The sequence below is a fragment of the Veillonella parvula genome (genome assembly GCF_040094895.1).
Lineage (GTDB): Bacteria > Bacillota > Negativicutes > Veillonellales > Veillonellaceae > Veillonella > Veillonella parvula_L.
In genome coordinates, this window is the sequence record NZ_JBBNGV010000002.1 from 99,851 (window position 1) to 125,879 (window position 26,029).

General features: G+C 39.1%; 25 protein-coding genes. 3 read left to right on the forward strand and 22 right to left on the reverse strand.

Translation table 11 applies throughout. The features are described from left to right. Positions 1-17 precede the first annotated feature (17 nt). The 13 genes from AAAT26_RS04455 to yedE form a co-directional block, all read right to left on the reverse strand. Positions 18-1,304: an MFS transporter gene (locus AAAT26_RS04455; protein ID WP_332057514.1), complete on the reverse strand. Its 1,287-nt coding sequence runs from the start codon at positions 1,302-1,304 to the stop codon at positions 18-20. A gap of 223 nt (positions 1,305-1,527) precedes the next feature. After that, positions 1,528-2,121 carry a DNA glycosylase gene (locus tag AAAT26_RS04460; RefSeq protein ID WP_008602839.1) on the reverse strand — a complete coding sequence of 198 codons (594 nt, stop codon included), beginning with the start codon at positions 2,119-2,121 and terminating at the stop codon, positions 1,528-1,530. Positions 2,122-2,269: 148 nt separating this feature from the next. Continuing rightward, on the reverse strand, positions 2,270-3,208 hold the full coding sequence (locus AAAT26_RS04465; RefSeq protein ID WP_316073179.1) for a hypothetical protein: 939 nt from the start codon (positions 3,206-3,208) through the stop codon (positions 2,270-2,272). 54 nt (positions 3,209-3,262) lie between these two features. Further along, entirely contained in the window at positions 3,263-3,994 is a 732-nt protein-coding gene (locus AAAT26_RS04470; RefSeq protein ID WP_278618487.1) for a sortase, read from the reverse strand. 252 nt (positions 3,995-4,246) lie between these two features. Beyond that, on the reverse strand, positions 4,247-4,903 hold the full coding sequence (locus tag AAAT26_RS04475) for a hypothetical protein (protein WP_195394449.1): 657 nt from the start codon (positions 4,901-4,903) through the stop codon (positions 4,247-4,249). Positions 4,904-4,911: 8 nt separating this feature from the next. Next, positions 4,912-5,868 (reverse strand): flotillin-like protein FloA, encoded by a 957-nt coding sequence (gene floA / locus AAAT26_RS04480; protein ID WP_004693762.1) that lies wholly within the window; start codon positions 5,866-5,868, stop codon positions 4,912-4,914. A 36-nt stretch (positions 5,869-5,904) separates the two neighbouring features. Further along, positions 5,905-6,369, reverse strand: coding sequence for an NfeD family protein (locus AAAT26_RS04485; protein ID WP_004693763.1), 465 nt, complete (start codon positions 6,367-6,369; stop codon positions 5,905-5,907). Positions 6,370-6,568: 199 nt separating this feature from the next. Further along, positions 6,569-7,852 carry a uracil permease gene (uraA, locus tag AAAT26_RS04490; RefSeq protein WP_349208920.1) on the reverse strand — a complete coding sequence of 428 codons (1,284 nt, stop codon included), beginning with the start codon at positions 7,850-7,852 and terminating at the stop codon, positions 6,569-6,571. A 110-nt stretch (positions 7,853-7,962) separates the two neighbouring features. After that, positions 7,963-9,306, reverse strand: coding sequence for an FtsW/RodA/SpoVE family cell cycle protein (locus AAAT26_RS04495; protein WP_349208921.1), 1,344 nt, complete (start codon positions 9,304-9,306; stop codon positions 7,963-7,965). Position 9,307: 1 nt separating this feature from the next. Further along, positions 9,308-9,967, reverse strand: a complete 660-nt coding sequence (gene trmB / locus AAAT26_RS04500; protein WP_004697974.1) for a tRNA (guanosine(46)-N7)-methyltransferase TrmB — start codon at positions 9,965-9,967, stop codon at positions 9,308-9,310. A 213-nt stretch (positions 9,968-10,180) separates the two neighbouring features. Further along, positions 10,181-10,867 (reverse strand): carboxymuconolactone decarboxylase family protein, encoded by a 687-nt coding sequence (locus AAAT26_RS04505; protein ID WP_004697971.1) that lies wholly within the window; start codon positions 10,865-10,867, stop codon positions 10,181-10,183. 348 nt (positions 10,868-11,215) lie between these two features. Then, a complete protein-coding gene (locus tag AAAT26_RS04510) occupies positions 11,216-11,464 on the reverse strand; it encodes a putative Se/S carrier protein (RefSeq protein ID WP_004693778.1) in 249 nt (82 codons plus the stop codon). Between the two features lie 110 nt (positions 11,465-11,574). Continuing rightward, positions 11,575-12,636 carry a YedE family putative selenium transporter gene (gene yedE, locus AAAT26_RS04515; RefSeq protein ID WP_077708096.1) on the reverse strand — a complete coding sequence of 354 codons (1,062 nt, stop codon included), beginning with the start codon at positions 12,634-12,636 and terminating at the stop codon, positions 11,575-11,577. A 120-nt stretch (positions 12,637-12,756) separates the two neighbouring features. On the opposite strand from yedE, the gene AAAT26_RS04520 reads away from it, so the two are divergent. After that, positions 12,757-13,914 carry an aminotransferase class V-fold PLP-dependent enzyme gene (locus AAAT26_RS04520; protein WP_349208922.1) on the forward strand — a complete coding sequence of 386 codons (1,158 nt, stop codon included), beginning with the start codon at positions 12,757-12,759 and terminating at the stop codon, positions 13,912-13,914. Between the two features lie 48 nt (positions 13,915-13,962). Here AAAT26_RS04520 and AAAT26_RS04525 read toward each other — a convergent pair whose 3' ends face one another. The 7 genes from AAAT26_RS04525 to AAAT26_RS04555 form a co-directional block, all read right to left on the reverse strand. After that, positions 13,963-14,793: a radical SAM protein gene (locus AAAT26_RS04525; protein ID WP_349208923.1), complete on the reverse strand. Its 831-nt coding sequence runs from the start codon at positions 14,791-14,793 to the stop codon at positions 13,963-13,965. Positions 14,794-14,795: 2 nt separating this feature from the next. Continuing rightward, positions 14,796-15,602: a 4Fe-4S binding protein gene (locus AAAT26_RS04530; RefSeq protein ID WP_349208924.1), complete on the reverse strand. Its 807-nt coding sequence runs from the start codon at positions 15,600-15,602 to the stop codon at positions 14,796-14,798. Next, positions 15,595-16,458 (reverse strand): substrate-binding domain-containing protein, encoded by an 864-nt coding sequence (locus AAAT26_RS04535; protein ID WP_349208925.1) that lies wholly within the window; start codon positions 16,456-16,458, stop codon positions 15,595-15,597. Before AAAT26_RS04535 ends, AAAT26_RS04530 begins: the two co-directional genes overlap by 8 nt. 438 nt (positions 16,459-16,896) lie before the next feature. Next, positions 16,897-17,127, reverse strand: a complete 231-nt coding sequence (rpsR, locus tag AAAT26_RS04540; RefSeq protein ID WP_004693795.1) for a 30S ribosomal protein S18 — start codon at positions 17,125-17,127, stop codon at positions 16,897-16,899. A 39-nt stretch (positions 17,128-17,166) separates the two neighbouring features. After that, a complete protein-coding gene (locus tag AAAT26_RS04545) occupies positions 17,167-17,565 on the reverse strand; it encodes a single-stranded DNA-binding protein (protein ID WP_004693797.1) in 399 nt (132 codons plus the stop codon). A 19-nt stretch (positions 17,566-17,584) separates the two neighbouring features. Then, on the reverse strand, positions 17,585-17,869 hold the full coding sequence (rpsF, locus tag AAAT26_RS04550) for a 30S ribosomal protein S6 (RefSeq protein ID WP_004693799.1): 285 nt from the start codon (positions 17,867-17,869) through the stop codon (positions 17,585-17,587). A gap of 141 nt (positions 17,870-18,010) precedes the next feature. Then, positions 18,011-19,195 carry a multidrug effflux MFS transporter gene (locus AAAT26_RS04555; protein WP_195213471.1) on the reverse strand — a complete coding sequence of 395 codons (1,185 nt, stop codon included), beginning with the start codon at positions 19,193-19,195 and terminating at the stop codon, positions 18,011-18,013. A gap of 486 nt (positions 19,196-19,681) precedes the next feature. Between AAAT26_RS04555 and AAAT26_RS04560 the strand changes: the two genes are divergently transcribed. Then, a complete protein-coding gene (locus AAAT26_RS04560; RefSeq protein WP_004693803.1) occupies positions 19,682-20,911 on the forward strand; it encodes an LL-diaminopimelate aminotransferase in 1,230 nt (409 codons plus the stop codon). Between the two features lie 253 nt (positions 20,912-21,164). On the opposite strand, the gene AAAT26_RS04565 is transcribed toward AAAT26_RS04560, so the two are convergent. Beyond that, positions 21,165-23,387, reverse strand: coding sequence for an autotransporter outer membrane beta-barrel domain-containing protein (locus AAAT26_RS04565; protein WP_349208926.1), 2,223 nt, complete (start codon positions 23,385-23,387; stop codon positions 21,165-21,167). 291 nt (positions 23,388-23,678) lie between these two features. Here AAAT26_RS04565 and AAAT26_RS04570 point away from each other — a divergent pair, with 291 nt between their 5' ends. After that, positions 23,679-24,650 carry a diaminopimelate dehydrogenase gene (locus AAAT26_RS04570; RefSeq protein WP_008602878.1) on the forward strand — a complete coding sequence of 324 codons (972 nt, stop codon included), beginning with the start codon at positions 23,679-23,681 and terminating at the stop codon, positions 24,648-24,650. 112 nt (positions 24,651-24,762) lie between these two features. Here AAAT26_RS04570 and AAAT26_RS04575 read toward each other — a convergent pair whose 3' ends face one another. Beyond that, positions 24,763-25,935, reverse strand: a complete 1,173-nt coding sequence (locus AAAT26_RS04575; RefSeq protein WP_349208927.1) for a class I SAM-dependent methyltransferase — start codon at positions 25,933-25,935, stop codon at positions 24,763-24,765. Positions 25,936-26,029: the final 94 nt, after the last annotated feature.

The window sequence follows — 26,029 nt, forward strand, 5'->3', positions numbered from 1 at the left end:
TCCTTTTATTTTACATTTTACGCAAGCTTACCATTATGTTTACGATTCCTAATTTCTTCTTCTTCAGCGCGAGCTTTCAACGAGAGGTCTCTCTCAGTCCCCACATAACGGCCATATAATAAATAATAGGCAACTAGAGCAAGGAGAGCAACAACAACAGTTACATGGAACATACTAGCATAACCTACAACCTCTTTAACGGCACCTAAAATATAGGGACCAAAGCCAAGCCCCATATCCAAGGCAATGAAGTATGTAGATGTGGCAACACCAATACGATGAACAGGTACTATCTTAACAGTAACAGCTTGTCCGTTGGACATAAATGTACCATATCCAAGGCCAACAAACACAGCCGATAAAAGCACAAGCCATGTGGAGTGAGCGATGGATAATAAGAAAATACCAAGTGCTAAGGATACAAAACAAGGATAAAGAACGAAGTTTTCCCCTTTCATATCAAAAACAATGCCAAGCAATGGTCTTGTTATAGTAATAACGACGGCATATACAACAAAGAAGAAAGTGCCCGCCATAATAAGATCTAGATCTTTTGTGTAAGCCGCCATAAAGCCAATAACGCCAGAGTAAGCAAAGCCGACTAGAATGGAAACAAGACTGATTGAATTCATCCGTGGTTCAATATAGTCCGAGATTCTAATGCCCTTATGTCCTTCAGATTCGATACCAAGTTTAGGTTCATTAAATTTCATGATTACAGAGCCAATACCGCAAAGGATGATAAGTACAACACAGAATGCAATGATAAAATCATAACCAAGACTATGAAGCATCAATATACCTAAGAATGGTCCTACTGCAGCGGCGAGAGAGGTAGATAAGCCATAATAGTTAATCCCTTCCCCTCGACGTGACGTAGGAATAATAGCAGCTATGATAGTACTTGTAGCAGTAGATGTAATACCATAAGCAAAACCATTTAAGAAGCGAACACTATCAAGCATTAGTAAATTAGGTGTGTAAAAATACATAGCTGTTGAAATCAAGTAAATCAATAACCCTAAATAGAGCATCTTACGACATCCTAGGATACTGATAAACCGCCCTGCCAACAAACGGGCTACAACGGTGCCAATAATATATATACCAACAGCAAGTCCCGCTTGACTAGCCGTAGCATGAAGATTATCTTTTGCTACAACCGCAATAATAACGATTAATAAATAATAAATCAAAAATACTAAGAAATTAATCAAAGTATCAAGGACAAAGGATTTTGTCCACAAGGCCTCCTTAGCCTTATCCATATTATCAACTCCATTTTTTAAATTATTGTCAACCAGTTTGCGACAACGATTAATTATAAACCTCTCATTATAAAAAACAAGAATTAATATATTATATATCTTATCAATTTTATTTATAACAAACTACATATTCACAATAAACAAGCATTAATTTCCATTTTAATATCTCATATATTTTTACGATATAAAAACACCTTCAATAGCGACAGATGAGACCAAAAGACTCAAAGCCAACTATTAAAGGTGCTACTTTAAATATTTATTTTGTTTTTAGACCACAAGCTTTGAAGAAATTCTTGTACGCTTCAGCCTTTTTCGGTAGACTCAACGGATAGGCACGTGATGTAGACGGCAAACGTGTCAATGTCAATTCCCGACCATTAAATACAAAAGGAATTGTTTCACCAGTTTTAGGTAATTTAACCTTTTCTGGTAAAAGGCTCAATAAAATCTCCGTAGCCTTGCCGCCTGTTGTACCAATATGCTTACAGTCAGGTATTTGCTCCAGTACGTCCGCAAGTGGAACTGGTTCAACGACCTTAAGAAATGCATCAGATGCATTCCCTTTTTCGCGAATAGCTTTCAAAACAGTAGGACAAGATGCAATTCCAGCTTCAGACAAAAAGGCTTTGATCTTCTCAGGATCCATCGCTTTTTCCTCACCATTTCTAAAATGATCTTTTTCATCAAAGAATACGAGGCCAAAAACACGCCACATATCATTTTGGAAATTTGGATAATGGAATTCCATAGCACGTTTTGATTGTTCTGGAGGAAATGTGCCCATCATCATAACTGTTGCCTTCTTCGGTAAGAATGGAGGGAATGGTCTTGTTTCAATTGTTTCTGCCATATAGCATCAACTCCTTTCACATTCTAATATGAACTTAATTTTCAATACAATATATGAGATACATCACACATTATAATCCAATTGGCTCCTATGGGAAAGCAACTAAAGAACTTATTAAAATATATCAACAGATTTACATTATCTATCATTATTGACCAATTGGTTGAGAAACCAAGGTATTAATATGATCAAAACCAACTGGTGTCGGAGATACGAGGTACAAGCAAATTACAGCAGCCACGGCAAAACCGATTGCCAAATAAGAGAAACTGCCATTCCGAGGGAATTCATACATACCAAAGAGGCGTATCCCTATAGCAGCACCGATGGCCGTAATCAAGGACGGTATAGAAAAAATGTTATAAAAGCCGAATACTACCATAAGGCCTGCATAGCCACCTACTACAGTAACCATAGGCAACATGCGATCCATTGGATTTGGAATAGATCGCGTAAGTGCAGCTGGATAATATGAAGCCTCTATGCCAAACATGCCTAAGAATATATTAAAACCAGCCCAAATGCTATCCCATACGTTTCTAAAAGCATCTCTATGCTTGCCGGCATACCATGCAAAGTCCGTAACGATTAAAATGGCTAAGCCTACACAGACAAAGTAGAATTCACTAGGAATTTTAGGACCTATATAAGCACCTACAGCTGTTGCAACAGCACTCAAAATCGATGCTACTATTACGCGCTGTAAACGAGGTCGTTTATTTTCAGGAATGCGTTTATACACAGTAGCCAATAACTCTAAAACAAAGCAAGCCATAAAAACAGCAATGCCTGCAGCAGGAACAAAGAACGCGCTTACCAAACTCAAAATGAAGGGAATGCACAAGCGCCATTTAGGGAATAAGACAAGATCTTTATAATCTAAACGAATATCTTGTGTTTCCATAGTGAAGTTGTTGTACACCACAAAGAGCAACATAAAGGCGATTACGTCAACCGCAGTTGCACCCCAAATCAATAAAGTTGGTGCTACAACCATAGATAAGGCTACCCCAGAAAGGCGAGATAAACCAGCAGCCACTAAGCCCAGTAATAAAAACGGTGTTAAAGCAGATATAATTTCGAGCATAATATTCCTCCCATCATTGTATAAATTTAAGTATATAGTATCTACCACACTACATCAAGGAGAGATATATTTTTTCATAGCTAGACGCTTTCGCACAGCAGAGGTAGAGCAACCCATCGCCTGTGCAATCTTTGCAACTCCATAACCTTGAGCACGGAGTTTTTTAATCTTATTTTCGTCTAGATCAAGAGTATTTGCCCTTATTTCTATACCTTGCTCTCGCAAATACATTGCCACTGTAGAACCACGTATCCCATAAGCCAGTCCAATGTCATCTGTACTCATGTGATGATGAATATATAAATAAGCCATCTCCTCTACACGCATAGGCTTTCGAACTTTAGGAAGTAAGCAATTTCCCATATGCCGCAATACATGGTGAACTTTCCATCGCGATATACCATACATACGAGCAATGGCATCTGTACTATTTCCACTTTTATAAGCCCTACATATACGTACTACATCTATAGAGACGTTTTTATTTGATTGCTGACAAGCCAATCCATATTCTTTCAAGCGATTCGCCATCGTCGTAATAGACACATCATAACGCTTTGCTAATGAATGGAGCGACCACTTACCGGTCTCATACAAAGCTTGTACATGGACCATATTGATTTCTTTCTTCAGAGGCCTCCGTTCGATATCGTACGCTTTCATACGGCGCATGATGGTATCAACACTACATTGAAAATAATCCGCCACATCGCGAACGCTCCATTGCTTCTCTATATATAATTGGTGCAACAACTGTTTTGGTATAACACGCACATTTCGATACATAATTTTACCTTTCCTTATAAATGAACTCCTTCCCCTATTATTGTGAAAGTTTCACTAGGAAAAAACAATAAAAAAGAGGTTCCTAATAGTCACATAGGTGACCAATAGGAACCTCTTTCAATATGTAATTATATGCCCCACATTATGATATGTGACAGTATGGTTGCTATACCACATCAGTGCACAATCCATTATTATTTATGTTCCAATAAAACCATAATTAGTTTATACATTTATAAATAGATTGCTTCATTAACGGTATCTACGTTCAAGAGCTTTAGGTTTACTTAAAATGATGGACCATTTCATGCCCTCTTTTAAAGCATGATTAGATTTACGACCGCGAGTTGAAGTCGCAGCTAGAGCAGTAGGCGCAGTTGTAATGCCTACATTTTCAATAAGAACTTGCCCCTCTTTAGCTACTTTATCTCGTTTAAACTCAGCTAGTCTTTCACTTAAGGTCGGTCCCGTAACAGCTTCTCTATCTAAGCGAGTCTTACTGGTAGTATAACTCGGATTGCTACTGGAACTTTTCATTGATAAGGCTTCAATATCTCGTTGAGCTGCTGCAGCCTCTTCATTGAAATGTATGTCCTCCATAGTTTTCGATGGTGCTTCTGGTTGCTGATTTACAATCGGTTTATCTTCATAAGAGTCCCGATAAAAGTCATCAACCTTAGACAAATCATCCATAGACGGTTCATCTACCTTGCGTTCTATGGAGATGCCATATTCGCGCTCCATATCTTCCCAAGTTCCGCCACCAGAGCTTTCATACTCATCATACTCTTCAGACTCTTCAGTATTCTTATTTTTTATAATGGAAAAAGCAATGTACGCTATGATACCTAAAACAAAGATTGGATTATGCGAAAAGATGGATAGCACTGAAGACAAAATAGAGTCCATAGCTACTCCTATTCACCATCTGCTAAGTTTTCACGCATTTTAGTGTCTGCAATAATATTGTTCATATTGTAGTAATCCATAACGCCAAGATTACCATTTCTGAAAGCCTCTGCCAACGCTTTAGGAACTTCAGCTTGTGCTTCCACAACCTTAGCTTGCATGTCTTGTGTTTTAGCACGCATTTCTTGTTCTGTAGCAACAGCCATTGCACGGCGTTCTTCGGCACGAGCTTGAGCGATTTTCTTATCGGCTTCGGCTTGGTCAGTTTGCAATTGAGCACCGATGTTACGTCCCACGTCTACGTCAGCGATATCGATGGATAAGATTTCAAAAGCAGTACCTGCATCAAGACCCTTACCCAATACAGTACGGGAGATATGATCTGGATTTTCCAATACATCTGTATGTTCTTCAGAAGAACCTACGGTCGTAACGATACCTTCACCTACGCGGGCAATAATTGTAGCCTCACCAGCACCACCAACAAGGCGATCGATATTAGCACGTACAGTTACACGAGCACGAACTTTCAACTCGATGCCATTTTTTGCTACCGCAGAGATAATTGGAGTTTCAATCACCTTAGGATTAACGGACATTTGAACCGCTTCCAATACATCACGACCTGCGAGGTCGATAGCTGCGGAACGTTCAAAGGTCAACGGAATAGATGCCCGTTCAGCGGCAATCAAAGCATCTACAACGCGGTCAACGTCACCACCTGCGAGGTAATGAGCTTCCAACTGATTTACATTCACATCAAGACCTGCTTTATTAGCTTTAATCAAAGGCATTACGATTTGAGATGGATTTACACGACGTAAGCGCATACCTACAAGTGTAAAGATACCTACGTTAACGCCCGCTGCTAGAGCAGATACCCAAAGCCCTAATGGCACAACATATAAGAATACCATAATACCAATCAGCAAAATGGGAATCAAAATTAAAATACCTACATCCATAATAACCTCCATTATTTACAACGATGTTGTGAAAGCTTAATCACGCTTTCTAACAATATTGCGGCCACCTACAACGCGAAGCACCACAATAGGTGAACCGGCATCGATGAAGTCACCTTCGGTTACAACATCTACCAAATTACCATTAATTTTAGCAATACCTGCAGGGCGCAGTGTTGTATGAGCTACGCCTTCCTTGCCAGCCAAATCTTCTAATACATCATTAGATACATAACCAGCTTTTGTCGTAGATCGTTGCCCTAAGGTAAACAATTTGCCTATCCAAGTCTTTTCAAAGTGATTAAAGAACACGATGATAATGACAATTAACAAGGCTGTTAATCCTAGCACGGCATACAATGCTACTGTGCCTTCCCCAAGAGCTACATAAACGCCCCACAGGAATGCGCAATAACCGATAAGACCTAAAATACCGCCTGGTACTACGAGTTCTACAGCCATCAAAGAAACACCGATAGCCATCCATATCAAAAACTCCATAGGCCCTCCTCTCTATAATTAATTTTATGCAACTTATATGTTCATTATACAATATTGAGGATAAATTATAAAGACACTAAATAAAAACGACTACTTGCGCAGGTACAACCTGATTCAGTAGTCGTTTATTATACTGAGTACAAATCAATTTACTTTATGATCTCAAGGTTATATTCCAAGATTTTAAAGAGCCATGATATTATACTTCTGTTTTTTTCAATTGGTCATTGCCAACACCTGTTTTTTGAAGAATTAACAAGCTAATGCTCATAGCCATACCTACTACAGTGGCAAGGCCCATCCCTTTTAATACAACAGGACCAACTGCGAGTTCTGCACCGCTAAGACCTACCACAAGGATAACAGATGTAAGAATCATATTAACAGGGTTTGTGTAGTCTACTTTACGTTCTACAAGCATACGCAAGCCAGATGCTGCAATGATACCGAACAATAGAATAGATACACCACCCATAACAGGTACCGGAATAGCATGAATAAGAGCTGCCACTTTACCTACAAAGGACACAATCATTGCTAGAACTGCAGCACCACCGATTACCCATACGCTGAAGCAACGAGTAATTGCAAGTACGCCGATGTTTTCACCATACGTCGTATTTGGTGTCGCACCAAAGAAACCAGAAAGAATATTTGCAAGGCCATCACCGAGTAAGGAACGTTGTAAACCGGGTTCTTTCATCAAGTCTTTTGATACAATGTTGCTCGTTACAACTAAGTGACCTACGTGCTCAGCAAATACTACAAAGAGTGCTGGCATAATCATAATAATGGCATTGATATCAAATACAGGCATGCCATAGAACTGTGGTAAAGAGAACCAAGGAGCAGCCTCTACAGCAGAGAAATCAACAACGCCCATGAAGGCAGACAAGATATAGCCGGAAACAACGCCAATCAAAACAGGGATTACAGCTAAGAAGCCACGGAACACAACAGTACCAAGCAAGGTAACAACTAAGGAAAACATAGAGATAAAAATAGCTTGGCTGTGGCTCATGCCTAAATCTTGATTGCCAATAAGGCCGGACATACTCATCGCTACTGGCGCTAATTCCAAACCGATAATAGCTACGATAGCCCCCATCGCTGCTGGAGGGAATAACTTATCGATCCAACGCGTACCAATATAACGAACGAGAATAGATAAAATCACAAAGGATAGCCCAAATACAACGAAGGCCCCCTTTGCGGCTTCATAACCGAGACCAGCAGATAATACGCCCGCTACAGGAGCAATGAAAGCAAAGCTAGATCCGAGATATGCAGGGATTTTACCTTTACAAACAAATAAATACAGTAATGTACCGATACCATTCATAAATAAAGCTGTTGCCGGATCTACTTTTAACAAATATGGTACCAATACAGTAGAACCAAACATAGCAAATAAATGTTGAAAACTAAGTGGTAACATTCGGCCCCATGATGGGCGTTCTTGAATATCAATATAATCTTTCATCGTTTCTCCTCACACACAATATAACGATGCTAAGTTCATATAGTACAGTCCTTAAATATACTCTATGAATTTACACAAACAGATTCATCTTATGATACATAAGTTAGATATTAACGTTCAAATTTAGTTTGTCTACGAGTCGACTTTTTAGAAGGCTGTGGTTTAAACGGTCCAGGCATATTTGTCTTATTAGTACGCGTCGTAGCAGCAGGCTTGAAACGACTTTGTGTTTCTTCACGCAAAGATGGTAATGGTTCAGCTGTACCAACTGGTTTTACACCTTCTACATTACGACGACCAATACTTGCCAACAACCCAATAGCCATGAAATTCATCAGTAATGAAGAGCCGCCATAACTAACAAACGGTAATGGTACCCCTGTTACAGGCATGATACCACATACCATGGCGATGTTAAACAAGGCCTGACCACTGATAAGCAATGTTATTCCCATTGCTAACCATTTCCCGAATTCATCACGAGCCTTATTAGAAATGCGGAACCCAAAATAGGTAAAAGCTGCAATCAGAACGACAACAAACACTGCACCAATGAAGCCCATTTCTTGCGCCCATACAGCAAAAGCAAAGTCCGTGTGTGCTTCTGGTAAGTAAAAATACTTTGATGTACCTTGCATAAAGCCTTCGCCTAAAATGCCACCAGAACCTACAGCCAACAAGCCTTGAACAGTTTGATACCCCATATCCTGTGCATGAGGCCAAGGATCAAACCAAGATTGAATACGTTCCCAACGATATGGCGACATACGAGCTGCAATAAAGCCAAGAAATCCAGCTATCGCAAAAGCTCCGCCAAAGAATTTTCCATCAAAACCCGCTAAATAGATGAGCACAAATGAAAAGCCAAAAATCAATACGGTAGTGCCCATATCTGGTTGCAAGATTGTTAAGCCTGCAAATATAGTTGGCCATATTAACATTGGCAACATATAACTTATACGTTCACTAAAATAACCTTGTAAATTAATGAGTGGGTTAATATGCCTTGGTTTTCCCCATTTTCGCATAGTACTCAATTTAGCCGCTGTCCATATCAAGGCCGCTAATTTCGCAAATTCTGAAGGTTGAATCGATACAGGACCAATAACAATCCAACGACGCGCACCATTAATGACAGCACCAATCACAAGAACCAAAATCATACCAATTAATGTAACAATCATAATTCTTTGCAATATGTGAGGCTTCTGTAACTGACGGTAATCATAACGATACAAAATAACGCCTACCGCCATAGACAAAAGCAAGAATGTCATGTGCTTTAAAAAGTAGCCTAATAATCCTGTATTTTCATAGATAGAGCTGATATAAGTAGCACTAAAGATATTTACACTACCTATAATTGTAATGAGAAGAATAGGTAAGAGCATACCTTGTAAGTCATTTTTAAAGAGTGAGCCCCACCGACTATCCCCCTTATTCGGTGTTTCCATGTTAAGCCTCCTTTTGTACTTTTGGCTTAATTGCTTCTAAGCGGAAAATAGGTTGACCTTTTTCACTAAATTTTTCTTCATATTCAGTCTTTACATTTGGAAGATCCGTACTATGTAAATCATACGTTACATTTTTAAGCTCCCAACCACATTCTTTGAATTCTTCGAGAGAAAACATAAACAATCCTTCATTATCCGTCTTGAAGTGGACTTCACCACCATCTTTCAAAAGACGAGCATAACGATCGAGGAATGTGTGATATGTAAGGCGGCGTTTTGCATGTTTCGCCTTAGGCCAGGGATCACAGAAGTTAATATAGAAACGATCAACTTCACCTGGTGCTACTATCTCTTCAATACCTGCGATATCAAATAAAGATACCTTTGCATTGTTCCGCTCCCCTTCAAAGATTTTTTGTGCTGCATAATAAATAACCCCCAGCTGCACTTCAAAACCTACGAAGTTAGCATTTGGATACGCTTCAGACATCCCCGCAATAAAGCGACCTTTCCCCGTCCCTAGTTCCATATATAATGGGTACTCAGGATGTTCAAATAATTCACACCACTTGCCTTTATACGCTTCTTGGCCAGACAAAATAATATGAGAGTCATATTCGTGGATAGCTTCATCAATCCATGGTTTTCTACGAAGGCGCATACTTTCTCCTTACATCTATTCCTTACATCTATTTTTAAAAATATGTTTATATTTATTTATATTTATTATTACAGGTCATATACCTATCTTATTAATTATAGAAAAGGGGACATTAAACGTCAATTACATTCTATGTATTTAATACGAATCACTGCGACTATGAAAGCACTTCTTATAAAAAAAGACCTACTTCCGAAGAAATAGGTCTACATTTTATTGGAAAATCATAGCTTCTAAATTTTCAATTTGATATTGACTTAGGCCAAGTTCAGATAAACTCTTTTCAGCTGCAGTGAAAAGATTATTTTTACCAACTCGAGTACCTAATGCTGCCGCAGCGACCAATTCACGGTCCAATTTACCTAGACGTGAACGATTACGATTTTGAGGTTTTGGTTTTTTCATACGGAACGTATTATATTGAACCCCCTCTTTTGCTTCCTCAGCTTTCGGCTTTGTTAAAGGTGCCCCATTAGTGCCATTCCCCAATAAAGCACTAAGTCCTGTTTGCTTTGGTACCAATTTTTCGTACTCATCGCCAAACTCAGGGCGTTCATCACGTAATTGATCAAATGTAGCTAAAGCAGCATTCATTTGTTTCAAGCCAGCAGCAGAGTAAAGTTGACGAATGGCAATACTCACCTCTTGTGGCGTCAACGTGCCTCGCTCAATAGCAGATGCAATTACACTCTTTAATGCACCTTGATCACCAGACGCAGTATAGCGGCCAATTTCAACCAAGTCTTTCTGACGTGCATTAAGCTCTTTTGGCGTATATATATTTATCTCAGATATAGATGGTGCCTGTTTAGAAGGTTGTTCTCCCGCCCCATTAGCCTCAAACATATAGCCACCGGCAACGATGGCCACGGCTAATGTTAAGGTTAATACTCTTTTCAAAGTCTTACAATCTCCCTTATCATTAATACTAATTGTATAATACTGCAATAGTAGCGTACATTATCAATGGATTTATTTTACTGTTCTACTGTAATACATACTGTAGATATTATTATATAATACTTCATCTAATTTATATAGTCCTATTCGAAAAAAATCTATAATCTTTTAAGAAATTATATATATTTATCTATAAAAATTATATATTTATAAACCACACTTAACAATGCAGCAAAATGCACTTCTACTATTTTATCAAAGAGATTAATGGCTATCGTAATAAACTAAGAAAGAGAATTCGAATCATACCAACTATGCAGCAATACTGAACCAAACAGTCTATATAATTTACTCATTTGAGCTTTCAAATATAGTTCTATAACCTTCAACTGTAACAGCCACTATTTGTTCAATTTCCTCTGTAGGATCCTCCGTGAAAGTAAAACTTTCATCAGCCTCAAAGGAAGCACTCGTTCCACAGGACGAACTAAGATTCCGTGGTACAGGACGTAGTTCTATATTAGTTACCCCTTCTGGGGCTTCACGCTTGAAGCGAATCGCTCCAAAATGAGAGTAAAAAGTGGCAATATATTTCATAGACACTCAATTCTAGCTATCAATAACGAATAAAATAGTAAAATACATTCATACTATATGTTGATCATACCATACATGATCTAAACATTTCCAAGTTAACCATCTGCAGGCTAAGCATTTGAACGTTTTGTATTAAGTACAGCAATAATGAACGCTACCACAAAGCCAACACCTACAGCAATTTCACCATTTAGTGTAGGACCAGCACCAGAGGCAGCTAAGCCGAAATTATGAGCAAATGCTGCGCCAGCCGCAAGGCCAAGCACTGTAACAGCGGAATCAGAATTACCTTCACCAGTCATGATTAATTGACGTAATGGACAGCCCCCAAGCAATACGCTACAGAAACCTGCAAGCGCCATACCTAGGAAGTTCCACAATCCATCTGTATGTGCAATTGGTTGGTTTTCAAAGCCAAGATGGAAATTACCAAAGCTAATATTCACAACGAATACACCAATGAGAACCGCTAAATAACCAAAGATAAGAATGGATTTTTTGAACAAGAATAAATCCCGAAAACCACCAACGGTACAAAGGCGACTAAATTGAGATAAGCCACCTACCACAAGGCCTGCTGCCAATGAAATTAACCAAGGTGCATGCATAGCGCCTGGTCCTTTTTGACTAAAGAAGATAAATGCCGGAGCAGTTACTACTAACACTAATAGCCCAACTTGGATGGCAGGCATCATAGCAGACTCTAACTTACTCAATGCGTAAGTTCGTTGTAAAGAATAGCCTTTTTTCAAGAATATTGTACCGAACCCAATACCACCAGCAAAACCAGCAATACCGAACAAAGCATTTAAGTCACCGCCACCAAGTCGCAAAATCATACGAATTGGGCAACCGAGGAACATCAAAGCACCAATCATAACAAAGAAACCAAGAATAAATCGAATAATTGGAGAGGAACCACCTTTACTTTGGTGTTCGCCACGAATCATGGACAATACATAGGCCCCTAAAATAAGACCGATAACTTCTGGACGAATGTACTGTACCGGTGCAGCACGATGTAGACCAAGAGCACCTACGGTGTCACGAACAAAGCAAGCAATACAGAAGCCCATGTTACCTGGATTTCCGGCTAATACGAGAAAACCTGCAATAACACCAATTATAAGGCCTGCAATAATTAAATTTCTTTTTTCATGAGACCCACTCATAATAAACTCCTTTCAAACTACAAGAACTAAAACTATATAAGTATGTGCTCCTACCCGATCAAGCACAATACTCATGATATAATAACCATAAATACATCTTGTTATTCATGGAGATTACCTATGAAGTATATCTATTTAGATAATGCGAGCACCACATTTCCCAAAGCTCCAAATGTGGCTAATGCCATGTCAGACTATTTAACGAACTACGGTATCAACATCAACCGTGGCTCCTATGCCCTCGCCTATGATGTAGAGGATATTATCTATACAACAAGACAACGACTAAACAACGTATTCAACAGCCATGATCCATCACATGTCATCTTTACACAAAATGTGACGATGAGCTTAAACATGGTTATCAAAGGCCTATTGAAATCCGGTGATCACGTACTCGTTAGCTCTATGGAGCATAATGCTGTCATGAGACCGCTCACACAGCTACTCAATGAAGATATTACCTTTGATACTATCCCTTGTGATACTACAGGTTCTATCAAATTAGACGCTATTGAGTCACTCATTCGTCCAAATACAGTAGCTATAATTATTAATCACGCGTCCAATGTATGTGGAACCATACAACCCATTAAAGAAATCGGTATACTCTGCAAAGAGCATAATCTACATTTTATTGTAGACGCAGCACAAACGGCTGGTGTCATACCTATCGATGTAAAAGAATCTCAAATAGATGCCCTCTGCTTTACAGGTCACAAAGGATTATTGGGACCCCAAGGTATTGGTGGCATGATCTTGACCAAAGAAATGGCTCAAACCTTAACCCCTCTTATTACTGGTGGTACAGGTAGTTTCTCACATTTGGAAACAATGCCTACTAATATGCCCGACGCCTTTGAATCAGGCACATTAAACCTACCAGGTATCATAGGTCTCAACAAAGGTCTCACCTTTATTGAGTCGAAGGGTATGGAAAGCATTCACAACCACGAGCTCGCTTTGACAGAAGCCTTCCTCGAAGGATTACGACCGATAGATGGCATTAACATCATTGGCAAGCAAGATGTTCAGAACAGAACTGCTGCCGTATCGATTACAATTGATGGAGCTGATGTTGCGAGCGTTGCTTACGAACTAGAATCAACCTATCACATCATGACGCGCGTTGGACTCCACTGTGCCCCGCGAGCACACCAAACGCTAGGAACCTATCCAGAAGGAACAGTACGCTTCTCCTTTGGCTATGCCAACACACATAAAAATGTGGAATCTGCATTATCTGCTCTACATAAAATCGTTAAAAATACTAAATAATACATAACCATTAAGGCTATATACTTCGGTATATAGCCTTTTATGCTTCTACGCTTCGCATAAACGACCGATAGCATCAGCTCTACAGCGTTTGCAGTGTGTCATTTGCGGCACATAGTGACCAATAAATTGACGCATGTTATCGATTTCTTCTAAAGTTGGGCCTCGGTGATTTTCAAAGACCGTATCGTGAACTGGAATCATAGCAATACAGTTCATCAAATCGACACCCCAAGCTTCTGCTTGTTTAGCGATTGCTGGCACATGGTCCATATTTACATCAGGCACTACTACAGTATTAATCTTAACAATGATATTCTTTTCCTTTAGTTTTCGGATACTTTCAGCCTGACGCTCTAATAAAATACGGGCCCCATCGATTCCTTTGTAGATATTACCCTCATAGCGAACCATGGAATATACATTTTTTGCAATCTCTAGATCAATAGCATTAGCCGTAATCGTTACATGCGTAATTCCTAAGTCAGCAATGTCATTAACATAATCAGGCACTGCCAAACCATTACTAGATAAACAAAGCATGACATGAGGAAAATCCTTTTTCACGAGGCGGAAGGTTTCAAGTGTCTTGTCTGCATCACACATAGGATCCCCAGGACCTGCAATACCTACTACAGAGATATCCTGACGAGCATCAAACACCTTGCGCACAAAGGCAGCTGCCTCTTGTGGCGTATATACATGTTGCGTCACGCCTGGTCTATTTTCATTCGCACAGTCGTACTTACGATTACAATAATTACATTGAATATTACAATTCGGCGCTACTGGTAAATGTAGACGACCCCAATTAGCAGAAGCGGCCTTATTGTAACAAGGATGATTTTGTAGGAAACTTTGTCCTTGAATTTCTTTCATAATTAACCTTTCCGACCAAATCTAATAGCATCTTTATGGCAAACATGTAAGCAATCACCACAGTTGGTACAATTCATTTCATTTGGTCGTGTCCCCATTTCACAAACGCGTAAACACGCATCACAGTTGTCGCACTCATTCGTTTTATAAATTCTAAAAATAGAAATCTTACGAAGCAATTCCATGATGCCACCGAAAGGACATACAAATCGACACCATGCATTAGCAATAATAAGGGAACCAGCAATGATGGAAACTACAGTTATAGTACGAGCCGCCCAATACCAGTCGGAAAATTGCATAGATAAAATAACGGCATTAAAATATTCATCACTTGTCCGTATTGGGATCATAATACGAGGATTACCAAATTTGAAATACACAATAAGACCTAAAATTATAGTGGCTACCATGCCGAGTTGAAGGTATCGCATGTAATGTTTACGATTCTTTAGTGGTCCCATAGATATTTTTCCCAGCATTTGGTTAACCCATCCACTTGGACAGAACCAGCTACAAAATGCACGGCCAAAGAATACGACCATAATAGGTAAAACAATCCACCAAGTATAGAAATACGTCTTAATACGGCCCCAACAGGTAATCATGGAGCAGCTTTCACAGTTTACAAACGGCACGATATACGGGCATCGGAATATACCATAATATACCCATTTTCCCATAATAAAGAGAAAGATAAATTGAACGATACGACGCCAAAGCGTTAAATTCTTAGGAGCCTTAGTTCCAGATATACCAGAGCTTGTTTGAGCCCCACAGGTTGTAGATGATGGACATTGATTACACATCTTTTACACCAAACCTTTCTATCAAATCGAGACCTCTCGCACTATGAACGGATGTAAATCCGTGATTTTCTAAGATTTGTTGTCCTTCTTGGGAACGTGTAAATTCAATATAATCGGCAGCCAACGCACGATCTTGTACATATTTCATCGTGTTAATGGTGAAAGTCAGCGGTGCAGGCGGCACAAACTGTGCAGGTATGTCGAAATATTCGATACGATCCTTAAACCGGTCATGTGTAGTAAGGCGTTTTTCAATGATGGACACATCGGCCTTGCCTTCTACGAGATCACACATCATGGAGATAACACAAGCATTTTCTGCTATCAAGTTTTTCATGATGCCATCGGTTAACCCAGACAGTTTCATGACGCCCTTTACAGATGCACTACCTGGAGGAGATGCCCCCAATGGTAACATGACACGCACACCGGGCTCCGCCATATCTTTAAGATCACGAATACCGGCAGGATTACCTTTAGGTGTGACTATGACGTAGTCTGTAAAACATAGCGGCTCAAAAGCGATACTTATCCCTTTTTTGCGCATATTTTTTGCTAACTCTAATCCGCGAGCTCCAAAGATTTCGGTGCGACTTTTTTCTGCTAACAAAGATTTACCAATAGCCCCTGCAAAAGCACCGGTGTACTGAATATTGTGACCTGTGTGCATCGTGTAGACTTGGTTTAAATCAAGAAATGCTTCTGACAAGCCTCCACAAGTCCATACTTGTAACGAATCAGATTGTGTTGGCTTATAAGCACCTCGTATAAACGACGGCACTACTGATGCAGCCGCTAAAGCTAAAGCACCACCAATAAACTGGCGACGGGATATATCCTTTTTCAAAAATCCCATGTACTTACCACCTTTCACTGAACTTTACAGCTATATATGTATATTTGTATTATAGTATAAATATTTCTAATCGCATGCATAAGATTGATTAACTAATCTATATAGATTAGTCATATAAAACCTATTATTTATTAAATTATTCAAATTTTTAACTTTAAATAACCATATCTATTTTTATGAATATTTATTACAACAAGTAACTACGATAATTAATGAGAATAAAAGGAAATAGATAGAACCTATGCTCTAAATGCATAGGTCCTATCTATTTTTATTCTATACTTTTATACAACAATCTATACAATAAGCTTCAATCCCTAATATAGCCTTCTAACATCTCCAGTTAAATAAATTCAAAGATATACACTTCCATGTGAATCATGGACCAAACGCAAAAAGGCGGCACAACCAAATGGTTGTACCGCCTTGATTCATCAATTATTCAGCAGTGAATGGCAATAAAGCAATTGCACGTGCACGTTTGATAGATGTAGTCAATTTGCGTTGATGTTTTGCGCAAGTACCGGAAATACGACGAGGTAAGATTTTACCGCGTTCAGTCGTAAAACGACGAAGTTTAGCAACATCTTTATAGTCGATTTGATCGATATGGTCTGCACAGAAAACGCATACTTTTCTTCTTGGCTTTCTGCCTCTATCTCTTCTCATTGCGAATCCTCCTTTTCGAATTAGTAGGAGTCCCTGACACTAGAACGGGATGTTTTCGTCATCGCCGCCTGTACTGAAACTATCAAAATTGGACCCACCTTCGAAAGAATTAGTATTCATATCAAGGGATTGGCCCACAAAGTTCGCTACCACTTCAGTAACGTACCGTTTTTGACCGTCCTGAGTCTCGTAAGAACGAGTTTGCAAACGACCTTCTACAAAGCAACGACTGCCTTTACGAAGATTGCCTGCCGCTTCACCAAGTTTACCCCAAGCAACGCAGTTGATGAAAGCAGTTTGTTCTTTCGTCTCATTTGTTGTGGAATCAATATAGGTGTTTGTGGCAGCTACTGTGAAAGTTGCTACAGCACGACCAGTTTTGGTATAGCGTACTTCAGGATCACGAGCTAAATTACCTAGAATTTGTACAGAGTTCATGTTTTCCTCCAGGCTTTAATTATGCTTCGTGTTTAACAATTAGATGTCTTAGGACTTCATCGTTGATTTTCAATACACGATCGATTTCTTTGATTTCAGCAGGAGCTGCTTCAAAGTTGATCAATACATAAAAACCGTCAGTGAATTTCTTCACCGCGTAAGCAAGACGACGCTTGCCCCAACGATCTACCTTTTCTACTGTGCCGCCTACACGAGCAATTAAAGCTTCTACTTTTTCAATAACAGCGTTAGTTGCTTCCTCTTCAGCTGGTTTCACAATAAACATGACTTCGTATTTGTTCATACAAAATCACCTCCTCTTTCGGACTAATGCCCCTATCGACACATAGGGGTAGGAAGTGCTTACCATCAATAAGCCTTACTATTATAACCTAAAAAAATGATGAAAGCAAGGGCTCAGTTTAAGTCCTTGCTTTCACCAATATTATATACGATTATATTTTTCATCCTCAGGAAAGGCAATCATAGCACAGATAATTACAAATATGGCTATTACCCCCATCATAGGATAGGCCGTATCATTTGGTAAGAAGGTAAGTATCAACGATGACACAATACCACTACCATATTGCATGGCACCTAATAGTGCCGCCCCAGATCCAGCCATTCTACCTGCTCTATCTAAAGCTAATGCATTAGTTACAGCGGCAATGATACCATTCATGGAGAAGAATAAAAAACAACCAATAACGATTAACCACAATGAATGGTAACCTAAGAACATCAAGCCCATAACAATGGATACACAAACAGCAGCAAATAGTGTGGCATATTTCAATAGTCTATCAAGGCGTATAGCACTAACAATACGACGATTAATGGCACTTAACAACATAACACCAATAATATTAACAGAAAAGAGATAACCAAAATATTCTTTGGGCACTTCATACACATCTATATATACATAAGGCGATCCCGTTAAAAACGCATAAATGGCAATATAAAATGAGCTAACACATAGGGTATATTTCATAAAACCTTTATTGCGTAATAAAATCCAATAGTTATTATAGGTATGACCTATGGACTTTTTGCTCCTCTTCTCTACGGGATGTGTTTCCGGAAGCACTAATACGGCAACGAGCATTAAAAGTCCTATACCAACAAGCAACCAGAATATAGAATGCCATGTATACCATACAAGTAAATGTCCGGCTAACATTGGGCCTGCTATAGGCGCTATAGCCATAACAATGGCCAATGTAGACAACATTTTAGCCGCCTCAGTCCGACCATATAAATCCCGAATCATAGCCCGTGACAACATCGGTCCTACACAGGCACCAAAAGCCTGAAACACACGCCAAGCTAGTAATTCTAGCATAGACGAACTTAGGGCACAGCCCACAGACCCTATGATAAATAAGACTATCCCTATAATCAGTGGCTTCTTACGACCAATTTTATCACTAACGGCGCCCCAAAAAAGCTGAGCTAGCGCAAACCCAATTAAGAAACCCGTCAACGTAAGCTCCGCATCACCATTGAGGTCACGCCCCATCTCAGGCATAGCTGGCAAATAAATATCCGTAGACAACGATGTAAACGCCATCAAAGCACTTAATATAGACGTAAAAAGCCATCCCTTATTGCTAATCGTCAGCATAAAGACACCACTTTCATATAAAACCGCACTATAATATGTATTCATTTAGATTATATCAGAAATAAAATTAATGCTATATAAAGTTTTGATTTTTTCAATAAAAAAGCGTAGTAAAATACTACGCAAAAATTGGTCTATAGTAATATCACTCTTTGCACTATTCAAATAGTATAAAGACAAAAGCCTAACGCAACAGAGTATACAAAATACTCGCACGCTAGGCAATCCTAAAAAATGTTTATAAGATGAGCCTAACGCTACCACACGTCGATGGCTCTCTTTTTTTTATTATACAACATAAATAGAATTTCTAAAAGAAATTATAAAACAAATGGTATGACTAATAAAGTCCTCATAATACGACCTTTTATAGTCATAGACTTAAACAATATTTATATAAATCAGAAATTCTATAGAAAATCCTTGCGTCATTATTCTATATAATTTACTATATATAGAGAAATCTGATTATAAAAAGGAGTCATCATGGCTAATATCAATGAAAACTACTTAAACCTTCAAGGTTCTTATTTATTTGCTAATATTGCTAAAAAGGTAAATGAATACCAAACTGCTCATCCAGATGCAGATATTATTCGTCTTGGTATCGGCGATGTTACATTACCTCTTGCTCCAGCAATTATCGATGCTATGAGTAAAGCTGTTCAAGAAATGGGAAAAGCAGAAACATTCCGAGGTTATGGCCCTGAACAAGGATATGATTTCTTACGTCAGGCTATTATTGATGGCGATTACAAACCATTGGGCGTAGATATCGCTATTGACGAAGTATTCGTTTCCGATGGTGCAAAGTCTGACGTTGGTAATATCCAAGAGTTATTCAGCGAAGATAACATCATTGCTATCACAGATCCTGTGTACCCAGTATACTTAGACTCCAACGTTATGGGTGGTCGTACTGGCGAAGCTGTAGAAGGCATCTTCCAAAAGGTTGTATACCTCCCTACTTACGCTGAAAACAACTTCTCTCCAGAATTCCCGTCTGAACGCGTAGACATCGTATATCTTTGCTCGCCTAACAATCCCACTGGTACTGTTTTAAGCCGTGCTCGTTTGGCAGAATGGATCAAATGGTGTAAAGATAATGATGCGATTTTGATGTTTGACTCCGCTTACGAAGCTTTCATCAGCACAGAAGATACTGTAAAATCTATCTACGAAATCGAAGGCGCTCGCGAAGTGGCTATCGAGTTCCGTTCCTTCTCTAAAACTGCAGGTTTCACTGGTACACGTTGTGCTTATGCAGTAGTACCTAAAGAGGTCACTGGCAAAACTAAATCTGGTGAACGCCAACCGCTAAACCCTATGTGGAACCGTCGTCAATGCACTAAATTCAATGGTGTTCCTTACATCATCCAACGTGGTGCAGAAGCAGTATACACAAAAGAAGGACGTGAACAAACACGTGCAAACATTGCGTACTACAAAGAAAATGCTCGCATCATCAAAGAAGGTCTTGAATCTATCGGCCTTACTGTATACGGCGGTGTTGACGCTCCATATATTTGGCTAAAAACGCCTGGCAACATGACTAGCTGGGAATTATTCGACATCTTGCTCGAACAAGTTCAAATCGTATCTACACCAGGCTCTGGCTTTGGCCCTCATGGTGAAGGTTACCTTCGTTTGACAGCATTCGGTAGCCGTGAAAATACAATTCGCGCCGTTGAAAGAATCAAAACATTACAATTCTAATATAATTATGTCTATATTTTGATTTAGATTTAGATCTTGATTTAGATTTAGATTACATTTAATTTGAGACATCTAATTTAAAGTAGTTTATATCTATAAAACTAAAAGACCGATTACAGTCCTTCAATAGGAATGTAGTCGGTCTTTTTATATACCCTTACATATATGAATATTTAATTCTAGTATTCCTTAACACTATATTACTAACAAATAACATCCCCATATTATTTGCCTCTGCTATTTTTACCCTTAATTAAAAGTTATGACGAATCCCTGCGTCAATGCGATAGGAATTGTCTACGATAGCACCAAAGTTTTTAGTGAAAGTCCCATAAATATATGTATTAGGACGTACGCTCCATGAACCACCTAACTCAACATCTAGCCATGTATCTTTAAGATTCACTTCACTGCCTGTAGTTGGCTCACCGGTCATGCTATAAGTAGCTTTCATTTTACCAGAGAATTCATGCGCTAATGCTGCTTTGAGGAAGAGGTTGCTATTCTTACTTTCCTTGCCAATGCCTACACCGATACGACCAATAACGGAGTTTACCGCATCAGAGTTAATGTGCACTGTGCTACCTGTATTTGTACTAGCATCGAAGCTTACACCAGACAAGCGACTAAGCGTCAATTCTGCGTTAGGATCGATATAGAAACCATTGTCTTTCTTGATTCGTTTACCATATTCAACGCTCAAAGAGGTACCTGTATTGCGGTAATCTCCGCTCAAGCTTGTACCCAAGCTATTGCGTACAATGAAATCATTTTTCAAACGACTTACTTTACCAATCACATCTAAATAACGACCATCATTATATTGTTTTGCACCGTATAATGCTAAACCTGCGGTTTTACCAGACCCTGAACCTAAAGCGTAATCGCTATTGCTTGTACCATATAACAAGGCACCACCAATAGTCCAATCGCCACGCAATGTGTCATAGCCTACTTGCGCCATGTTATAGGTTTGATTTACATAGGCGCTGTCTGTAATTTTAGATTTACCACCGATGTATTTTCCCCATACACCATGCTTATTGGAGTTGAGTCGCACATCACCGAGGCGACGTTGTAAATCATTCGTATCGGCTCTCATTTGCATCACAGAGGAGGCTACCGCACTCTTAGCACCAGAAACAACTTCGCTTTCACGCGCTGTCACAACCGCTTGGTTAGTAATACTAGGTTTTCCATCAACAGTAAAGCTATCTGTACCAAGCTTAGTGGAATATGCAGGGCTAATAAGGCCTGAATCGACTTGAACATTCACATTTAAATTACGTTCACCCTTAGTAAAGCCGGTATATGTTAATTTATTAGCCAACTGCTGCAAAGTACCTCTTGGGTTATCTACATTTACAGACCCTTTAAGTGCATCTGCCGAACTACGCATAGTCACAGAAGAACCTTTATCAGCATGGTTGATAACAACTTTGCCCTTACCTTGTGCAGTCGCAGGGGCTCCCTTTTCATAGTCGATAGCTGCATGACCAGCATAGTTGTTAATAGTAATTGGTCGTGGATCTACGGCTTGGATAATACCTTGACTATTTATATCTTTACCACCAATGAAATGCTCTACACGACTACCTGTATATAAATAGTTTGCATTATTAGGACGACCTTGTGTAGGATATACGCGTTCAGCTCCTAGCCATTCATTGCGCCAAGTCGCACCATTTTGTAAGTATAATCGCAAACCACCATGGTACGGATTGTTGTTGCTTTCATCAAATTCATTAAGTACGCCCCCTACCAATTTAGAATTTGGTGTTGTTAAACCTAAAGAAATTTCAGATCCATGGTTATGTGGATTCTTGTCGATACCATAGTTTTTATCTAAAAATCCTATATTACCATACATCTTCACATCATTCGTTCCCGGATGTAAGCCATCCATACCTGTATTTACATAAACAAAACCTTCTTCAGATAATGCAGAGTAAGTATCAGAGGTATCTAAAGGATATGTTTTTACATCGGCCCCACCTAGTATACGAATATATCCATCTTTATTAGCTTGCAAACCAACGCCAACAGCATCGACTTTAGCATTACCCTTTACGGTAATTCGAGTATCATCGTTATTTCCATCATTAGTAAGTCCACCATAACCAGCATAGATACCGCTCATATAATAATGTGCCAAATCAGGTCTACGTTTCGCACCACTTTCTGCAGGTGCTGGGTTTTTAACTGTTACAGTTACATTTTTATCGATAGCAACTTGTGTCCCATCAAGGGCATAAATACCTGTAACATTATTATGATATTTTGTTCCATTTACACCTAAACCTGATACATTAACAGTTAAGTCATCTGTATAATGTCTCTTTTCCCCCCACAAATTAAGGCCAATGGATTTTCCGTCTGTATGACTTTCCACAGTTGTGGCTGATACCATGGTAAAAGCATTAGCACCTGTTACGATTAATGCAGCAATAACAGCAGCTTTTACATTTCTTCTCATGTTATACCTCCTTAACACTTCAACTATGAACATAACTAACTAACATAACCAATTTAATTGTATCTAGATTCAGGGTATATGTGTCAATTTCTACTCATATGATTTTTTATTTGTCCCCTATAACAACACGCTATGTATCGATATAGTTGTGCACAAATTACTTGTTTAAATTAAATATTAATTATTTTCTATACCCTCTAATAAATTCTATAGAAAAATATTAAAAGCTATTAATTTTATGCTATAATAAATATGTTAATTATTAAATTTCAACTTATATAGGAGGCTAATATGAATATTCGTATTGGTATCGTTGGTTACGGCAACTTAGCTCGTGGCGTAGAAGCATCTGTTCAGTTACAACCTGATATGGAGCTCATCGGCGTATTTTCTCGCCGTCAAGGTATTGAAACTGTATCTGGTGTACCTACTTACACGATGGAAGATATTCCTAACTTTAAAGGCAAAATCGATGTAATGGTTCTTTGCGGTGGTTCTGCAACAGATCTTATCGAACAAACACCGATGGTAACAAAATACTTTAACTGTATCGATTCCTTCGATACACATGCACGTATTCCTGAACACTTCGCTAATGTAGATAAAGTAGCTAAAGAGGCCAAAACTGCTACATTAATTTCTTGTGGTTGGGATCCAGGCATGTTCTCTTTGCAACGCGTTTACGCGGAAGCAATCTTACCAAAAGGTAAATCCTACACATTCTGGGGTCGCGGTGTATCCCAAGGTCATTCCGATGCTATTCGCCGTATCGATGGTGTTCTTGATGCTCGTCAATATACTGTGCCTAAAGAACAATACCTAGAAGCTATCCGTAACGGCGAAACTCCAGATGTTGATGGCTATAAAGGTCACCTTCGTGAGTGCTATGTAGTAGCGGCTCCTGATGCGGACAAAGCTAAAATCGAAAACGAAATCAAAACTATGGAAAACTACTTCGTAGGCTATGAAACTGTAGTCAACTTCATTTCCCAAGAAGAACTTGATCGCGACCACAAAGGCATTCCACATGGTGGCTTCGTTCTTCGCTCTGGTGAAAGTACAGAAGGCACACGTCACGTTATTGAGTACTCCTTGAAACTTGACTCTAACCCTGAATTTACAGGCTCTGCACTTGTTGCTTACGCTCGTGGTCTCTACCGACTTGCTAAACACGGCGGCACAGGTTGCTACACAGTATTCGACATTCCACCAGCTTGGATTTCCACACAATCTGCTGAAGAATTAAGAGCACATTCGCTATAATAGAGCGAGGCCCTCATCGACTTAATAGATGAGGGCCTTTTTCATACACATTAAAAGAGAGACCATACCAGATGGTCTCTTTTTCGTTCTATTAACCTTATTTTACATTTAATTAATACCAACGTGTTAATGGCAACTCGTTCGTAACACCTTTTGTCATCAGAATTTGATGCAAGTCCATATTACCGATGTAGAAACCTACCGCACATCCACAAAGATACAGATCCCACATGCGTACGAATTCACTGCCTCGTTTCGCTTCTACTCGCTCACGGACGCCTTGGAAATTGTTATACCAATGCATTAGAGTCTTATAATAGTGATACCGTAAACTTTCAATATCAATGACATTCATATCATAGTCATAAGCGAGGCTGACCATTTCGCGGAGGGACGGCAAACATCCGCCCGGGAAGATATATTTACGAATCCAAGCACTTGTTTCCTTTTCAGAGGGATCACTAATATAGTGAAGCAGGAACAAACCTCCGTCTTTAAGCATATCCGATGCGTCCTCCATATACAGAGGAAAATTAGGCCGACCTACATGTTCAAGCATGCCGATGCTGACAATACGGTCAAAGGTACGTCCGGAAGCTGCTACGTCGCGATAATCTATAAGTTCAATCTCAACCTGTCCTTCAAGGCCATATTCTTTAATGCGTTCCTGTCCTTTTTTCCATTGTTCTTCGGAAAGAGTACACCCATAGCCCTTAACACCGTATTTACGAGCCGCTTCAATGAGAAGGAATCCCCATCCGCAACCGATATCAAGTAAAGTCATTCCCTCTTTTAAATACAATTTATCAAGAATATGATGAACCTTTTGATATTGCGCATCTTTGAGACTATCATTCTCATGCTTAAAATACGCACAGGAATAGCTCATGGTTTCATCGAGCCACAATTTATAGAATTCATTGCCTAAATCATAATGGGAAGATACTTGTTGTTTTTGATCTTTCTTTTTAAGACCCGCATTAAAGAGCGAGCTAAGTACCTTACGATTGATAGAGTCCTTACCTACATGACCAAGGACTACACAAAGGGCTTTAAACAAATCCCCTTCAATTTCGATATCTTTACGCATATACGCTTCACCGAGGGCGAGTTCTGCGGATATTAACAAATCTTTCTTGGGAATATCGCGATTAACGATGACGGTAAACTCGGATTCTCCGTCACCGATTGTATATTCATTATCTCCAATTTTTACGGTGAAACAATGATCATTGAAACGTTCTAAATAATGGACTAAGAAACTATCAAATAGCTTGGAAAACATACTGAACTTCCTTTCCTATTAGCTTTCACTATATAGGTTTAAAAATATATACATTAACATGATTGGATACATTCCATACCCTATTAATATATAC

Coding starts and splice junctions, on each gene's coding strand:
- AAAT26_RS04485 (WP_004693763.1), bottom strand. CDS start 6,369: ATGGAGTTTTTGATATGGATGGCTATCGGTGTTTCTTTGATGGCTGTA.
- AAAT26_RS04475 (WP_195394449.1), bottom strand. CDS start 4,903: ATGGACTCTATTTTGTCTTCAGTGCTATCCATCTTTTCGCATAATCCA.
- AAAT26_RS04495 (WP_349208921.1), bottom strand. CDS start 9,306: ATGGAAACACCGAATAAGGGGGATAGTCGGTGGGGCTCACTCTTTAAA.
- AAAT26_RS04460 (WP_008602839.1), bottom strand. CDS start 2,121: ATGGCAGAAACAATTGAAACAAGACCATTCCCTCCATTCTTACCGAAG.
- AAAT26_RS04570 (WP_008602878.1), top strand. CDS start 23,679: ATGAATATTCGTATTGGTATCGTTGGTTACGGCAACTTAGCTCGTGGC.
- AAAT26_RS04520 (WP_349208922.1), top strand. CDS start 12,757: ATGAAGTATATCTATTTAGATAATGCGAGCACCACATTTCCCAAAGCT.
- trmB (WP_004697974.1), bottom strand. CDS start 9,967: ATGCGCCTTCGTAGAAAACCATGGATTGATGAAGCTATCCACGAATAT.
- AAAT26_RS04525 (WP_349208923.1), bottom strand. CDS start 14,793: ATGAAAGAAATTCAAGGACAAAGTTTCCTACAAAATCATCCTTGTTAC.
- rpsF (WP_004693799.1), bottom strand. CDS start 17,869: ATGAACAAATACGAAGTCATGTTTATTGTGAAACCAGCTGAAGAGGAA.
- AAAT26_RS04560 (WP_004693803.1), top strand. CDS start 19,682: ATGGCTAATATCAATGAAAACTACTTAAACCTTCAAGGTTCTTATTTA.
- floA (WP_004693762.1), bottom strand. CDS start 5,868: ATGGATGTAGGTATTTTAATTTTGATTCCCATTTTGCTGATTGGTATT.
- AAAT26_RS04535 (WP_349208925.1), bottom strand. CDS start 16,458: ATGGGATTTTTGAAAAAGGATATATCCCGTCGCCAGTTTATTGGTGGT.
- yedE (WP_077708096.1), bottom strand. CDS start 12,636: ATGAGTGGGTCTCATGAAAAAAGAAATTTAATTATTGCAGGCCTTATA.
- AAAT26_RS04545 (WP_004693797.1), bottom strand. CDS start 17,565: ATGAACTCTGTACAAATTCTAGGTAATTTAGCTCGTGATCCTGAAGTA.
- AAAT26_RS04555 (WP_195213471.1), bottom strand. CDS start 19,195: ATGCTGACGATTAGCAATAAGGGATGGCTTTTTACGTCTATATTAAGT.
- AAAT26_RS04470 (WP_278618487.1), bottom strand. CDS start 3,994: ATGTATCGAAATGTGCGTGTTATACCAAAACAGTTGTTGCACCAATTA.
- AAAT26_RS04565 (WP_349208926.1), bottom strand. CDS start 23,387: ATGAGAAGAAATGTAAAAGCTGCTGTTATTGCTGCATTAATCGTAACA.
- AAAT26_RS04465 (WP_316073179.1), bottom strand. CDS start 3,208: ATGCTCGAAATTATATCTGCTTTAACACCGTTTTTATTACTGGGCTTA.
- AAAT26_RS04510 (WP_004693778.1), bottom strand. CDS start 11,464: ATGAAATATATTGCCACTTTTTACTCTCATTTTGGAGCGATTCGCTTC.
- AAAT26_RS04530 (WP_349208924.1), bottom strand. CDS start 15,602: ATGTGTAATCAATGTCCATCATCTACAACCTGTGGGGCTCAAACAAGC.
- uraA (WP_349208920.1), bottom strand. CDS start 7,852: ATGAAAGATTATATTGATATTCAAGAACGCCCATCATGGGGCCGAATG.
- AAAT26_RS04575 (WP_349208927.1), bottom strand. CDS start 25,935: ATGTTTTCCAAGCTATTTGATAGTTTCTTAGTCCATTATTTAGAACGT.
- rpsR (WP_004693795.1), bottom strand. CDS start 17,127: ATGAGAAGAGATAGAGGCAGAAAGCCAAGAAGAAAAGTATGCGTTTTC.